At 69.9% G+C, this 13,860-nt stretch carries 11 protein-coding genes and 1 pseudogene; 9 read left to right on the plus strand and 3 right to left on the minus strand.

Translation table 11 applies throughout. The features are described 5' to 3' along the window. Positions 1 to 222 precede the first annotated feature (222 nt). Positions 223 to 714 carry a GbsR/MarR family transcriptional regulator gene (locus tag ACGFZQ_RS29805; RefSeq protein ID WP_393842947.1) on the minus strand — a complete coding sequence of 164 codons (492 nt, stop codon included), beginning with the start codon at positions 712 to 714 and terminating at the stop codon, positions 223 to 225. Positions 715 to 838: 124 nt separating this feature from the next. Between ACGFZQ_RS29805 and ACGFZQ_RS29810 the strand changes: the two genes are divergently transcribed. The 4 genes and pseudogenes from ACGFZQ_RS29810 to ACGFZQ_RS29825 all read left to right on the plus strand — a co-directional run. Beyond that, positions 839 to 2,404, plus strand: a complete 1,566-nt coding sequence (locus ACGFZQ_RS29810; protein ID WP_393842948.1) for a GMC family oxidoreductase — start codon at positions 839 to 841, stop codon at positions 2,402 to 2,404. 44 nt (positions 2,405 to 2,448) lie between these two features. Beyond that, positions 2,449 to 3,891, plus strand: a complete 1,443-nt coding sequence (locus ACGFZQ_RS29815) for an aldehyde dehydrogenase family protein (protein ID WP_393842949.1) — start codon at positions 2,449 to 2,451, stop codon at positions 3,889 to 3,891. Then, positions 3,888 to 5,054, plus strand: a complete 1,167-nt coding sequence (locus tag ACGFZQ_RS29820) for a M20 family metallopeptidase (protein ID WP_393842950.1) — start codon at positions 3,888 to 3,890, stop codon at positions 5,052 to 5,054. The genes ACGFZQ_RS29815 and ACGFZQ_RS29820 overlap by 4 nt, the downstream gene beginning before the upstream one ends. A gap of 222 nt (positions 5,055 to 5,276) precedes the next feature. After that, positions 5,277 to 5,381: pseudogene (locus ACGFZQ_RS29825) on the plus strand (transposase); the annotation flags it as partial. Positions 5,382 to 5,759: 378 nt separating this feature from the next. Here the strand turns inward: ACGFZQ_RS29825 and glnA are convergent. Beyond that, entirely contained in the window at positions 5,760 to 7,169 is a 1,410-nt protein-coding gene (gene glnA / locus ACGFZQ_RS29830) for a type I glutamate--ammonia ligase (protein ID WP_351732124.1), read from the minus strand. A 211-nt stretch (positions 7,170 to 7,380) separates the two neighbouring features. On the opposite strand from glnA, the gene ACGFZQ_RS29835 reads away from it, so the two are divergent. Further along, positions 7,381 to 7,848: an RDD family protein gene (locus ACGFZQ_RS29835; RefSeq protein WP_351732125.1), complete on the plus strand. Its 468-nt coding sequence runs from the start codon at positions 7,381 to 7,383 to the stop codon at positions 7,846 to 7,848. Positions 7,849 to 7,932: 84 nt separating this feature from the next. Here ACGFZQ_RS29835 and ACGFZQ_RS29840 read toward each other — a convergent pair whose 3' ends face one another. Next, a complete protein-coding gene (locus ACGFZQ_RS29840; RefSeq protein ID WP_393842951.1) occupies positions 7,933 to 9,627 on the minus strand; it encodes an FAD-dependent oxidoreductase in 1,695 nt (564 codons plus the stop codon). 162 nt (positions 9,628 to 9,789) lie between these two features. Here ACGFZQ_RS29840 and ACGFZQ_RS29845 point away from each other — a divergent pair, with 162 nt between their 5' ends. The 4 genes from ACGFZQ_RS29845 to ACGFZQ_RS29860 are packed head-to-tail and all read left to right on the plus strand — an operon-like array spanning position 9,790 to position 13,820. Next, complete coding sequence (locus ACGFZQ_RS29845) at positions 9,790 to 10,851, plus strand: SchA/CurD-like domain-containing protein (protein ID WP_393842952.1); 1,062 nt, start codon at positions 9,790 to 9,792, stop codon at positions 10,849 to 10,851. 40 nt (positions 10,852 to 10,891) lie between these two features. Further along, positions 10,892 to 11,308: a cupin domain-containing protein gene (locus ACGFZQ_RS29850; RefSeq protein WP_351732132.1), complete on the plus strand. Its 417-nt coding sequence runs from the start codon at positions 10,892 to 10,894 to the stop codon at positions 11,306 to 11,308. Continuing rightward, positions 11,305 to 12,579, plus strand: coding sequence for a beta-ketoacyl-[acyl-carrier-protein] synthase family protein (locus tag ACGFZQ_RS29855; RefSeq protein WP_351732135.1), 1,275 nt, complete (start codon positions 11,305 to 11,307; stop codon positions 12,577 to 12,579). Before ACGFZQ_RS29850 ends, ACGFZQ_RS29855 begins: the two co-directional genes overlap by 4 nt. Then, the gene (locus ACGFZQ_RS29860; RefSeq protein WP_393842953.1) at positions 12,576 to 13,820 is read left to right on the plus strand and encodes a ketosynthase chain-length factor; all 1,245 of its coding nucleotides are present in this window, start codon (positions 12,576 to 12,578) and stop codon (positions 13,818 to 13,820) included. Before ACGFZQ_RS29855 ends, ACGFZQ_RS29860 begins: the two co-directional genes overlap by 4 nt. Positions 13,821 to 13,860: the final 40 nt, after the last annotated feature.

Consider the following 13,860-nt stretch of genomic DNA (forward strand, 5'->3'; position numbering starts at 1 on the left):
GGCGATCTCCTCGGGTTTGCCGAGACGGCCGACGGGCTCGTCGGCGATGAGCCCTTCCCGGCCGCCGGGACGGCCCTCGCCGAAGCGGCGGGTCGCCAACCGCACATCGCCGGAGCGCGAGGTGCGGGCACCTCGCCGTTGAGTGCGCCTCGGCTGTCAAGGCCGCGCCGAGCACGCACATGCAGCGCTCTACCCGTGGTCACCACTGAGCACTGCCAGGAGTCACTGCTCGCCAGCGCGTAGCTGTCGCCTGTATTCGTCGAGCAGGCGTTGCAGTTGCTGCACCATGAAGCCGTAGTAGGCGCCCATCTCACGCAGCCGCGTCTGCTGGATGCGCGGCAGTCGGCTGCCACGTTCTTGCGCGGTTTCCGCAAGCTCCAGCAGCTGCTTGGTCTGGTCGAGTTGGTGCTGGAGGCAGCCGCCCCAGGCGTCGTCGCGCCACTCGTACACGGCCTGGCGCACACCTGGCATCTTGACACGGTCGACCGTGCCGTTGGTCATGAGCAGGCGGGTCATTTCCGACGCCGACCCCTTGCTGGCGCCCAGCGCCTGCTGCAGTTGCGAAAGCGTCATGGGGGCCGGGCTGAGCATCAATATGCCCGCCAGCCGTCCGGCCATGGGGGGCCATCCCATCGCCCCCCCGATCCGAAGACCGAAGTCCTCGATCAGCTGACTGTTGTCCGCGGCTTCGGTGTCGTCGGCGGCTCGCGACATCGATCCCTCCTGTACAGGAAAAACTGAACATTCACTCTTGACTGAACACTTCGGGTACGTCAGATTACCAAGCATCCGCGCCGGACTCACGGACGCGAGACGCTCCCGTATCTAGGGGTAGGAAATGGCAAAGCGCGACTGGGACCTTATCGTGGTCGGCGCGGGCTCGGCGGGTGCGGTGGTCGCCGCCCGTGCCGCCGCTCAGGGCCGGAGGGTGCTGCTGCTGGAGGCAGGCCCCGACTACCGCTCGGCTCAGATGCCGGAGGTGTGGCGCTCGCCGAATCCCGTGGTGGCCTTGATGGATCCCGCGGCCTCGGCGCATCTGGTCTGGACCGGCCTGGACTCCTGTCGGACCGAGAAGCAGCAGCAGGCCCCGTACTGGCGTGGCCGGGGCGTGGGAGGAAGTTCGTCCATCAACGGCCAGATCGCGATCCGGCCGCCGATGGAGGACTTTGAGGAATGGGCCCGGTTCGGTTGCGAAGGGTGGGCGCCGGAAGACGTCCTGCCGTACTTCGCCAGACTCGAGGACGACGGCGACTTCGGCGACCAGCCTTATCACGGTCGCGGCGGGCCCACCCCGATCTACCGGACCCCGAAGGAGGCCTGGGGAGCCGTCGACCACGTCTTGGCCGGCTCGGCCCTCTCCGCCGGGTTCGGATGGGCGCCCGACGTCAACGCTCCCGGTGCCACCGGGGTGTCGCCTTACCCGATCAACTCCCGTGACGCGCGTCGCGTCAGCGTCAACGACGCCTACCTCGAACCGGCTCGTGATCAGCCCGGTCTCACCATCCGCGGCGATGCTCTCGTGGACACCGTCGTCTTCGAGAAAGAGCGCGCGGTCGGCGTCCGCGTCGTGCTCGACGGAGCGGCCGTCACCGAGTACGCGGACGAGGTGATCCTGAGCGCGGGCGTGATCCATTCGCCGGCGATTCTGCTGCGCTCGGGCATCGGCCCCGCCGGCCGGCTGCGGGCGCTGGGGATCGAGGTCCGTCAGGACCTCCCGGTCGGACTCGGCATGCAGGATCATGCGATGGCACTGCTCTCGCTGCCCTTGCGGCCCGATGCGGCCATCAGGTCTCCGCACGACCGGCACACGAACATCTGCGTGCGCTGGTCCAGCGAGGCGGGCACGCACTCGAACGACCTTCTGTTCGCCGCGCTGAACCAGAACGTGCTGGCGATGGCCACCGCGGACGCCCGATCGCCCGCCGGTGCCTTCGGTGTCTGGCTGAACCAGACGCACTCGCGCGGTGAGCTCACGCTGGTCTCGACCGATCCTTCGGTGCACCCGCACGTCGTCCAGAGGATGCTTTCCGACGAACGCGATCTCGCCCCGATGAGAGAGGGGGTGCGCGCCCTCGTCGAGCTGGGCCGCAGCGGTGAGACCGCCACCATCCTCGCCGGACCGCTGGAAGAGGCGAACCGGCCGCTGTTCGACGTGCTCGCGAGCGACAGCGATCTCGCTGATCACCTGCTGGCCACGGTCATCGATGCCCAGCACGGCACGAGCACCTGCCGGATGGGCGCACCAGGCGCCGCGGAGACGGTCGTCGACCCCGCATGCCGGGTGCTGGGCGTACAGGGCCTGCGGGTCGTGGACGCCTCGATCTTCCCCTCGGTACCGCGCGCCAACACCAACCTCGCCACCATCATGGCCGGCGAACTCATGGCCGACCGGCTCGATGACTGACCGGCTCGATGGCCGACCACGCTCAGTACCGAACAGAAACGGCAATGACCATGGAAGCCTTGCAGAACCTCATCGGCGGCCGATGGGAAGACTCCGCCAGTGAGGATGTCGTCACTGTGGTCAACCCCGCCACCGAGGAAGTGTTCGCGCGCTTCGGCGCGGGGTCCGCAGACGACGTCGACCGCGCCGTCGCGGCGGCGGTCACGGCACAGCCCCAGTGGGCCGGGCTCACCGTCACAGAACGCGTCGAACGCATTCACACCTGGGCCGACACGGTTGCCGCACACGCTATGGAGTTGGCCGAACTGGAATGCCGTGAAATGGGCAAGCCGGTTGGAATCGGGCGCTCCTTCATCGACGGGGCCGCAGCCGGGTTGAAGGCTGCCGCGGCGCAGGCGCTCACCTACCCGTTCACCGAAACGGTGACCGGTCCCGGAGGAGACCGAACTGACATCGTCCGCCACCCGCTCGGCGCCACCGCGGTGATCACGCCGTGGAACTTCCCCGTGACCATGGTCCTCGGCGCCCTCGGCCCGCTGCTTGCCGCCGGGAACACCGTCGTGGTCAAGCCGTCCGAGCGTTCACCCGTTTCGGCCGTGCGTCTCTTCGAACTGGCCGAGTTGGCCGGGCTGCCGGCGGGTGTGTCGAACCTGGTCCTGGGGGACGGCCGTGCCGGAGCGGCGCTGACGGAACACGAGGATGTGCAGCTCGTCCACTTCACTGGCTCGGTGGGGGCCGGCCGGGTCGTGGGGGCGGCGACCGGCCGTCGCCTGCGCCGCTGTGTGCTCGAACTCGGCGGCAAGGACCCCGTCGTGGTCGACGCCGGAGTCGATCCGGTGGCGACCGCGCAGGCCGTCGCGTTCGGCGCCTTCGTCAACACCGGCCAGATCTGCACCTCCATGGAACGGATCTACGTCCACGAGCAGATCGCGGACGAGTTCGTCGAAGCACTGGTAGCCGCGGCGCAGACCTTCGCCATCGGCGACGGGATGGAGCCTGCCACGGTGCTCGGGCCGCTCGTGGACGAGCGGCAGCGCGACATTGTGCGACGGCACGTCGAGGACGCCGTCCAGAAGGGCGCCACCGTCCGCACCGGCGGAGTGGTGCCGCGGCGGCCCGGCTACTTCTACCCGGCGACCGTGCTTACCGATGTAGACGACACCATGCTCGTCATGACCGAGGAGACGTTCGGCCCGGTCGCGCCCGTCGTCGTCGTGCCCACCTTCGAGGAAGGCATGGCGCGGGCGGCCGCCTCCCGCTACGGCCTCGCCGCCACCGTGTACACCGACGACCCCGAGCACATCGCGGCAGCCGCGCAGCTCCCCGCAGGTGTCGTCTGGGTCAACCAGTGGCAGGGCGGGGGCCCAGAGCGTCTGTACGAGCCTGACCGCGACAGCGGCATGGGAGCCACCGGAGCTCGCGCCGCCTACGACGCAGCGACCCGACCCGCCGCCGTCCACGTCGCCGCCTCGACGGTCAGCCGATGACCACCGCCAAGGACGCCGCCGCTCGGCACATCCGTGCTGCCGGTGACCAGCTGGTCGACCTCTCACACCGGATCCACGCCCACCCGGAGCTGGCCTTCGAGGAGTACCTGGCCAGCCGCTGGGTCGCGGACGCCCTGAGCGACGCCGGGTTCGACGTCCAGCACGGATGCTACGGGCTGCCGACGGCGGTGGCGGCGACCATCGGCACCGGGCCGACACACATCGCGGTCTGCGCGGAGTACGACGCCCTGCCGGACATCGGACACGCCTGCGGCCACAACGTCATCGCCGCCGCGGCTGTCGGCGCCGGCATCGGACTCGCCCCTTTGGCGGACGATCTCGGACTGACCGTGCGCGTACTCGGTACTCCCGCCGAGGAAGGCGGCGGCGGCAAGGTCCTCATGCTTGAGCAGGGCGCTTTCGACGGCTTGCGCGCCGCCATGATGGTCCACCCGGCCGCGGTCGAAATGGCGGCGATGCCCGGCCTGGCCGTCACCCAGTTCGATGTGACCTACCGCGGCAAAACCGCACACGCCGGCGCCTACCCCGAACTCGGCGTCAACGCTGCTGATGCCATGACCCTGGCCCAGGTCGGCATCGGGCTACTGCGCCAGCAGACTGCCGCCTCCGACCGTATCCATGGCATCAGCACCGAGGCCGGCGTCGCCCCGAACATCATTCCCGACGTCAGCCGCGGCCACTGGATGGTGCGCACGGACAGCCTGGACACCCTGCAGACGCTGGCCCGCCGAGTGCACCGCTGCTTCGAGGCCGGTGCTCTGGCCACCGGCTGTGAACTGTCTACCGCGCCGGTGGGCCCCGACTACGCCGACCTGCGTCCGGACCAGGACCTGCTGGCGCTGTGGGTCGCCAACGCCACGGCACTCGGGCGGTCCTTCCCGAACCTGCCGAACAGCGTCGCGGGCGCCGCCACCGATATGGGTAACGTGTCACACGTGGTGCCCACCATCCACCCCATGCTCGGTCTGGACTGCCGGCCTGCCGTCAACCACCAGCCCGAATTCACCGCCGCGTGCATCACGCAAGCAGCTGACCGAGCCGTACTCGACGGAGCGATCGGTATGGCCTGGACGGCCATCGATCTCGCCCTCGACGCAGCCGGCCCGCCCAGCGGCCTCCAGGCGAGGGGGAACAGCCGATAACCGCCACTTCAGAAGGCGCGACTTCGGCGCTTGCGCTGTGGTCACGTCCGCTGGGAACAGTGTTTGCCCCTTACGCGCACCCTCGCGTTCATCGAGCTGCAAACCTGGCTGCCCGTTTACTCCGGTCCTCGTGCGCGAAGTCCGTCTGGTTTGAAGATCAGGCAGAAACGCCCAGCAGCAGCGGAACAGAACCATCCGCTACATCCATGATCACGCTACGGCGTGAGCCGGCGGAAGCCGTACCCCAGCGACCTGTCCGACGCCCGATGGGCCTTAATCGAGCCGACGTTGACGGCCTGGAGAAAAGCTCGCCCCGATCGACAACCTCCCCAGGCGCATAACGGACGAGACGACACCCGCCTGGCGAGGAACTTACTAGCAGATAAAGGGCAATCCCCCTAGATCAAACGCCCTGTGATGCTTGACGCCCATGCCGGAGTGGGTTCGCGTCAGAACGATCGGGCGTGGGGCAGTGTTCTCTCGTCATCGGCCCAAGGTATCCGTCATCACTGTATGTGACGGCTGTACGAGATCCGGCGTGACTGGCGCCATGTCGGACTTCCAAGATCATCTTGCACCTGCGTTGCCCAAGACGCTGAAAACCATCGATGGTCAGGGGTGGCTGGTGAAGCGACGAATCCGCAGTTCACAGCGGATTTTAGGCGGTGTGCCCCCTGAGGGCAGGGGGCACACCGTCCGGGTGGATCACACGTCGAAGTACAGCTCGAACTCGTGCGGGTGCGGACGCAGCTGCAGCGGGGCGATCTCGTTGGTGCGCTTGAAGTCGATCCACGTCTCGATCAGGTCCGGCGTGAAGACGTCGCCCGCGAGCAGGAACTCGTGGTCGGCCTCCAGGCGGTCGAGGACGGCCGGGAGGGAGGTCGGGACCTGCGGGACGCCCGCGTGCTCCTCGGGGGCCAGCTCGTAGAGGTCCTTGTCGATCGGCTCGGCCGGCTCGATCTTGTTCTTGATGCCGTCCAGGCCCGCGAGCAGCAGCGCCGAGAAGGCGAGGTACGGGTTGCCGGAGGAGTCGGGCGCGCGGAACTCGACGCGCTTGGCCTTCGGGTTCGAACCCGTGATCGGGATACGCATCGCGGCCGAGCGGTTGCGCTGCGAGTACACCAGGTTCACCGGGGCCTCGAAGCCGGGCACCAGGCGGTGGTACGAGTTCACCGTCGGGTTGGTGAAGGCGAGCAGCGACGGGGCGTGCTTGAGGATGCCGCCGATGTAGTAGCGGGCGGTGTCCGACAGGCCCGCGTAGCCGGCCTCGTCGTAGAACAGCGGGTCGCCGTTGGCCCACAGGGACTGGTGCACGTGCATGCCCGAGCCGTTGTCACCGAAGATCGGCTTCGGCATGAAGGTCGCGGTCTTGCCGTTGCGCCAGGCCACGTTCTTCACGATGTACTTGAAGAGCTGGAGGTCGTCGGCGGCCGCGAGCAGCGTGTTGAACTTGTAGTTGATCTCCGCCTGGCCGGCGGTGCCCACCTCGTGGTGCTGGCGCTCGACCTTCAGGCCGTTCTTCTCCAGCTCCAGGGAGATCTCGGCGCGCAGGTCGGCGAAGTGGTCGACCGGCGGGACCGGGAAGTAGCCGCCCTTGTAGCGGACCTTGTACCCACGGTTGTCCTCCAGGGCGCCGGTGTTCCAGGCACCCGCCTCGGAGTCGATGTGGTAGAAGGACTCGTTCGCGGTGGTCGCGAAGCGGACGGAGTCGAACACGTAGAACTCGGCCTCGGGGCCGAAGTACGCGGTGTCGGCGATACCCGTCGACGCGAGGTACGCCTCCGCCTTCTTCGCCACGTTGCGCGGGTCACGGGAGTACTGCTCGCCCGTGATCGGGTCGTGGATGAAGAAGTTGATGTTGAGCGTCTTGTCGCGGCGGAAGGGGTCGACCCGGGCCGTCGACAGGTCCGCGCGCAGCGCCATGTCGGACTCGTGGATCGCCTGGAAGCCACGGATCGAGGATCCGTCGAAGGCGAGCTCCTCGTCCGGGTCGAACGCATCGACGGGCACCGTGAAGTGCTGCATGACGCCCGGCAGGTCGCAGAACCGGACGTCGACGAACTTGACGTCCTCGTCAGCGATGAACTTCTTGGTCTCGTCGGCGTTCTGGAACATCCAGCTCCTCCTACTTCCGGGCGTTCCCGCGCCGGGGTGGTAGTTCGTTCGTGCGGCCAGTGCGGTGGCACACGCTGTCCCCGACCCTAGGGACGGGTGATTTCTCGGGCGTGACCCATTTGTTTCGCTGAAGTTAACCGCCCTTGTTCCACCGTAGCCCCGGGGCACCCCGCCGGACCCTGTGTGTTTGCCCGGGCAGTACCGTGTCCGGGTGGACAACAGGCAAGCAATGGGATCGTGGCTCTCGGGACCCCGCGCGGCCATGGAAGAGGCCGGTGCGGAGTTCGGGTACCGGGGCGAGCAGCTGGGTCTGCCGGAGGACGGGCCGGGCTCCATCGCCCGTCCGGGGCGGCGGCTCGGCGCGCTGGTCGTGGACTGGGCGCTGTGCGTCTTGATCGCATACGGCCTGATCACCGACGGCTACAGCCCGGCTACCGGCAACTGGGCACTGCTCGTCTTCTTCGTCCTCGGGGTCCTGACCGTCGGTACGGTCGGCTTCACGCCGGGTAAGCGGCTGTTCCGGCTGCGGGTGGTCGGTGTGGGGACGGGGCGGGTGCAGCCGCTGCGCGCGCTGGCCCGCACGGTGCTGTTGTGTCTCGCGATCCCGGCGCTGGTGTGGGACCGGGACGGCAGGGGGCTGCACGACCGGCTGGCGAAGACCGTAGAGGTACGGATCTGAGGTAGTCGTTCGGCTGCCGGCCGGTGGGGGCCGGTCGCGCAGTTCCCCGCGCCCCTTCAGGGCGCTACGACCCCACCCCCCGGCTCACCTTCTCCGCAGCAGCCGGGCCAGTACGTCTCGCAGTTCTCCCTCCGGGTCCGGTACCGCGCCCTCAGAGCGCCAGGCCACGAATCCGTCCGGCCGTACCAGCACCGCGCCGTCCGCCGTCGTCCCGTGCGCGGCCGCCCAGTCCATGCCCTCCCCGTCGTGGACGAGGTCCGACCCCGCCGCCCCGATCCGGTACGTGTCCAGTCGTAGCCGCTCGGTGTCCGCGATCCGGCGGGCCGCCGCGTGCCAGGCCCCGCCCGCCGCCGAGCCCGCGTCGCTGAGCAGCACCAGGGACCGCTCGTACAGGTCGAGCGTCGAGAGCCGTTCGTCCGCGCGGCGCAGCCACAGGTGGGGGGCCCGGCTGCCCGGCTGGCCGGTCAGGTTCATCCCATCGGGTACGACCGGCTGGCCGGGGTCCGCGCCGGCGACCGCGCCCTTCGGGTACCGGTAGCCGAGGACGATGTTGAGGATGCCGCCGCGCTTGCCGGCGCCGATGCCGGGCGCGGGCGCGAACCCGGGGTGGCTGTGCTCCACCGAGCGGGCCGAGGCACGGGCGCTGGTGGCGAGGGCGACCGGGCGGCGCTCGGTGTCGTACGACTCCAGCAGCCCGGGGCCGGCCCAGCCGTCGAGGACGGCCGCCAGCTTCCACGCCAGGTTGTGCGCGTCCTGGATGCCGGTGTTGGAGCCGAACGCGCCGGTCGGGGACATCTCGTGCGCGGAGTCGCCGGCCAGGAAGAGCCGCCCGGACCCGTACCGTTCGGCGACCCGTTCGGCGGCCCGCCAGGAGGCGCGGCCGGTGATCTCGACGTCGAGGTCGGGGACGCCGACCGCCCGGCGGATGTGCCGGGTGAGGCGCTCCTCGGTGAACTCGTCGAGGGTTTCGCCGCGTTCGGGGTGCCACGGGGCGTGGAAGACCCAGTGCTCCTTGTTGTCGACGGGCAGCAGCGCGCCGTCCGCCTCGGGGTCGGTGAGGTAGCAGCAGATGAAACGCCGGTCCCCGACGGAGTGGGCGAGCAGCTTGGAGCGGAAGGTGATGCTGACGTTGGCGAACAGGTCGCCGGGGCCCGTCTGGCCGATGCCGAGCCGGCCCCGGACCGGGCTGCGCGGGCCGTCGGCGGCGACCAGGTAGTCCGCGCGGACGGTGTACATCCGGTCGGAGTCACGGTCGCGGACGTACGCCGTCACCCCTTCGGGGTCCTGCTCGAAGGACTCCATCTCGTGGAAGTAGCGCAGGTCGCCGGTGAGGGATTCGGCCGCCTGGCGGAGTACGGGTTCGAGGTCGTTCTGGCTGCACAGGCACCACCCCGTAGGGCTGAACTTCGCGATTCCGCCGCCCGGGTCGATCTCCTTGAACAGCCATTCGCCGGCGTCGCCGACCAGCGTCGGGGTCTGCAGGATGCCGTGGTTGTCGGCGAGGAGTGAGGCGGCGGACTTGATGGCGGGCTCGATGCCGGCCTTCCGGAACAGCTCCATCGTCCGCACGTTGTTGCCCCGGCCGCGTGGATGGATCGAGGTCCCGGAGTGCCGTTCGACGAGCATGTGGCGTACGCCCAGGCGGCCCAGGAAGAGGGACATGGACAGGCCCACGAGGGAGCCGCCCACGACGAGGACGGGGACCTGGTGATCGGTTCTCTGCTGCAACGGGGACTCCAGGGGCCGGTGGTGGTGCGTCAGGTGCGTTGGAACTTCCATGCCCCCTCCGCGCCCCTTCCCGAGGGGTTCCGCGTGCTCAATCACCCACCTGGTTCACGCGAGTCGCGCGCTTCGGAGGACCGGCACAGGATCAAAAAGCGCTGACGCCGCGTCATCGGCGAAGGCGCAGGCCGCTGCCCCCGCGAAGGAGATGTGCGAAGCATGACGACGATCTCGGAAAAGGTTTCGGAAAAGCTGACCCGCCCGGTGTCGAAACGGGTCTCCCAGTCCGTCTTCGACGGCTCCCGGCTCCGGGTCGTCCTGCTGGTGGACGTCTACGACGGCGCGCAGCAGCAGTTCCTGGAGGCCTACGAGCAGCTGTGCAACCAGGTCGCCCAGGTGCCCGGTCACGTCAGCGACCAGCTCTGCCAGTCGATCGAGAACCCCTCGCAGTGGCTGATCACCAGCGAGTGGGAGAGCGCCCCGCCGTTCCTCGCCTGGGTGAACAGCGAGGAGCACGTGGAGATGGTCAAGCCGCTGCACAACTGCGTGCGCGACACCCGTTCGCTCCGCTTCCAAGTCGTCCGCGAGACCGGCGGTCCGGCGGCGGACGCGGTGCGTGTCCTGCAGGCCGAGCCGCGGATGGGCGACGGCGTGATCCGCCACGCGCTCACCTTCACGGTCCGGCCGGGCAGTGAGGCCGACGTCGCGAAGATCCTCGCGGACTACGCCTCGCCCAAGGCGGAGGTCGACGACTCCACCCGGCTGTGCCGCACCTCCCTGTTCATGCACGGCAACCGGGTGGTGCGGGCCATCGAGGTGCGCGGCGACCTGATGGCCGCCCTGCGCCATGTCGCCCGGCAGCCCGAGGTGCGGGCCGTCGAGGAGGCCATCAACCCCTATCTGGAGCAGGACCGCGACCTCGACGACCAGGACTCCGCACGGGTGTTCTTCACCCGGGCGGCGCTGCCGGCCGTGCACCACGTCGCCGCCGAGGAGCTGACCGAGGGCGACCGCCACGCGCTGTACTACCCGGCCCGCCCGGGCTGCGGGATGCGGCTCGCCGAGCTGCTCGCGCAGCAGGACGAGGCCGCCGCCGAGGACCCGGCGAGCCCGGTGCTGCACAGCACGGTCTTCCAGCGCGACGACGTCGTCGTACGACTGGTCGAGCAGCGGCCCGGCACCCCGGTGGACACCGTCCCGGCCCATGCGCTGACCGCCCTGCTGGACGGCGACGCGGTGCGGATGCGGCTCCTCACCGACCGCCGGTCGCCAGACGCCTGACCCCCCCACCGCCGGATCACCCTCAGGGAGGAACGTAGAGATGAAGCCCATTCCGAAGATCGTGGACCTCAGCGAGATCGAGCCCAACACGCGGCGCGGCGGCGATCTGCGCGCCATGCTCACCCCGGCCACGGTGGGTTCCACCAGCGGTTTCATGGGTGTGGCCATCGTGCAGCCGGGCGACCGCATCGCCGAGCACTACCACCCGTACTCCGAGGAGTTCGTGTACGTGGTCTGCGGCGAGATGGAGGTCGACCTGGACGGCGAGCCGCACCCGCTGCGGCCCGAGCAGGGGCTGATGATCCCCATCAACATGCGCCACCGCTTCCGAAACGTGGGCAATGTCGAGGCCCGGATGGTCTTCCACCTCGGCCCGCTGGCCCCGCGCCCGAGCCAGGGTCACGTCGACACGGAGGAGACGGAAGCCGCCGTCGCCGTGGGGCAGGTCCGGTCGTGACCCGGCGCGTGGCGGTTACGGGCATAGGCATCGTGGCTCCGGGGGGTGTGGGCGTACCGGCGTTCTGGGACTTGCTCGCCTCCGGCCGGACCGCGACGCGCGGCATCACCTTCTTCGACCCCTCCGGCCTCAGGTCGCGGATCGCCGCCGAGTGCGACTTCGACCCGGTGGCGCACGGCCTGGACGCCGAGGAGATCGAACGGGCGGACCGTTACATACAGTTCGCCCTGGTCGCCGGTGACGAGGCGGTCCGGGACTCAGGCCTCGACTTCGGCCGGGAGGACCCCTGGCGGATCGGGGTCTCCCTGGGCACGGCCGTCGGCGGCACCACCCGTCTGGAGCACGACTACGTCCTGGTGAGCGCCGGCGGCCAGCACTGGGACGTGGACCACCGGCAGGCGGGACCCCAGCTGCACCGGGCGTTCTCGCCGAGCACCCTCGCCTCCGCGGTGGCGGAACGTTTCGGCGCCCAGGGTCCGGTACAGACCGTCTCCACCGGCTGCACCTCGGGCCTGGACGCCGTCGGCTACGCCTTCCACACCGTGCAGGAGGGCCGCGCCGACATCTGCATCGCCGGTGCCTCGGACTCCCCGATCTCCCCGATCACCATGGCCTGCTTCGACGCGATCAAGGCCACTTCCCCGAACAACGACGACCCCGAGCACGCCTCGCGCCCCTTCGACAACCGCCGTGACGGGTTCGTCATGGGCGAGGGCGGCGCGGTGCTCGTCCTGGAGGAGCTGGAGCACGCCAAGGCCCGCGGCGCGCACATCTACTGCCAGCTCGACGGCTACGCCACCTTCGGCAACGCCTACCACATGACCGGTCTCACCAGCGAGGGCCTGGAGATGGCCCGGGCCATCGAGACCGCCCTCGACCACGCCCGCCTCGACCCCACCGCCATCGACTACGTCAACGCGCACGGCTCCGGCACCCGGCAGAACGACCGCCACGAGACCGCGGCCGTGAAGAAGGCGCTCGGGCAGCACGCGTACAGCACGCCCATGAGCTCCATCAAGTCCATGGTGGGCCACTCGCTCGGCGCCATCGGCGCGATCGAGGTCGTCGCCTGCGTGCTCGCCCTGGCCCACCAGGTCGTCCCGCCCACCGCGAACTACGAGACCCCCGACCCCGAGTGCGACCTCGACTACGTGCCACGGGTCGCCCGCGAACGGCCCCTGAGCGGTGTCCTGTCCGTGGGCAGCGGGTTCGGGGGCTTCCAGTCCGCGGTGATCCTGACCCGGCCGAGAGGAAGGACAAGGACACGATGAGCGGATCCCGTCCTCGGCGGGCTGCGGTCACCGGTATCGGTGTCGTCGCGCCCAACGGAACCAGCACCGAGACCTTCTGGAAATCCGTCCAGGAGGGACGCAACGTCCTCGACAAGGTGACCCGCGACGGCTGCGAGCACCTGCCCATGAAGGTGGCCGGAGAAGTCCGTGACTTCGACCCGGCGGCCGCCGTCGAGGAACGTCTCATCGTCCAGACCGACCGCTTCACGCACTTCGCGATGGCCGCGGCCGACCTGGCACTCGAAGACGCCCGGCTCGGCCGCGCCGACACCGAGGGCTCGCCCTTCGACATCGGCGTGGTCACCGCCGCCGGCTCCGGCGGCGGCGAGTTCGGCCAGCGCGAGCTCCAGCAACTCTGGGGCAAGGGCAGCCGGTTCGTCGGCCCCTACCAGTCCATCGCCTGGTTCTACGCGGCCAGCACCGGCCAGATCTCCATCCGGCGCGGCTTCAAGGGACCCTGCTCGGTGGTCGCCGCCGACGAGGCCGGCGGCCTGGACGCCCTGGCACACGCCGCCCGCGCGGTCCGACGCGGCACCGACGTCATCGTGGCCGGCTCCACCGAGGCGCCCATAGCTCCGTACTCGATGGTCTGCCAGCTCGGCTACCAGGAGCTCAGCCGGGAGACCGACCCGACCCGCGCCTACCGCCCGTTCACCGAACAGGCCTGCGGGTTCGTGCCGGCCGAGGGCGGCGCCATGCTCGTCGTGGAGGACATCGGCTCGGCCCGGGAACGCGGGCTGCCGGTACGGGCCACCCTCGACGGACACGCGTCCACCTTCACCGGGGCCTCCCGCTGGGCCGAGTCGAGGGCCGGGCTCGCCCAGGCGATCCGCGGCGCCCTCGCCGAGGCCGGCTGCGCCCCGGAGGAGGTCGACGTGGTCTTCGCCGACGCCCTCGGCGTCCCGGAGGCCGACCGGGCGGAGGCGCTGGCCATCGCCGACGCCCTGGGCGCGCACGGCCGGCGCGTGCCCGTCACCGCGCCCAAGACCGGGATCGGCCGGGGGTACTGCGCGGCCCCCGTCCTGGACACCGCCGCCGCGGTGCTCGCCATGGAACACGGTCTGATCCCGCCGACCCCGGGTGTCCACGACATCTGCCACGACCTCGACCTCGTGACCGGCAGCGCCCGCGCCGTCGCACCACGCACGGCGCTGGTCCTCAGCCGGGGACTCATGGGGTCGAACTCGGCACTCGTGCTGCGCCACGGCACGGCCGGGTGAGCCGGAGAAAAACCAGCTGCCCAGCAGCGAAGAAGAAGGA

The organism is Streptomyces sp. NPDC048254, from assembly GCF_043201895.1.
Taxonomy (GTDB): domain Bacteria; phylum Actinomycetota; class Actinomycetes; order Streptomycetales; family Streptomycetaceae; genus Streptomyces.

What these genes read in the sequence shown, in the direction of transcription:
- ACGFZQ_RS29810 (WP_393842948.1), top strand. Translation starts at nt 839, where the DNA reads ATGGCAAAGCGCGACTGGGACCTTATCGTGGTCGGCGCGGGCTCGGCG.
- ACGFZQ_RS29840 (WP_393842951.1), bottom strand. Translation starts at nt 9,627, where the DNA reads ATGGAAGTTCCAACGCACCTGACGCACCACCACCGGCCCCTGGAGTCC.
- glnA (WP_351732124.1), bottom strand. Translation starts at nt 7,169, where the DNA reads ATGTTCCAGAACGCCGACGAGACCAAGAAGTTCATCGCTGACGAGGAC.
- ACGFZQ_RS29850 (WP_351732132.1), top strand. Translation starts at nt 10,892, where the DNA reads ATGAAGCCCATTCCGAAGATCGTGGACCTCAGCGAGATCGAGCCCAAC.
- ACGFZQ_RS29820 (WP_393842950.1), top strand. Translation starts at nt 3,888, where the DNA reads ATGACCACCGCCAAGGACGCCGCCGCTCGGCACATCCGTGCTGCCGGT.
- ACGFZQ_RS29860 (WP_393842953.1), top strand. Translation starts at nt 12,576, where the DNA reads ATGAGCGGATCCCGTCCTCGGCGGGCTGCGGTCACCGGTATCGGTGTC.
- ACGFZQ_RS29815 (WP_393842949.1), top strand. Translation starts at nt 2,449, where the DNA reads ATGACCATGGAAGCCTTGCAGAACCTCATCGGCGGCCGATGGGAAGAC.
- ACGFZQ_RS29805 (WP_393842947.1), bottom strand. Translation starts at nt 714, where the DNA reads ATGTCGCGAGCCGCCGACGACACCGAAGCCGCGGACAACAGTCAGCTG.
- ACGFZQ_RS29845 (WP_393842952.1), top strand. Translation starts at nt 9,790, where the DNA reads ATGACGACGATCTCGGAAAAGGTTTCGGAAAAGCTGACCCGCCCGGTG.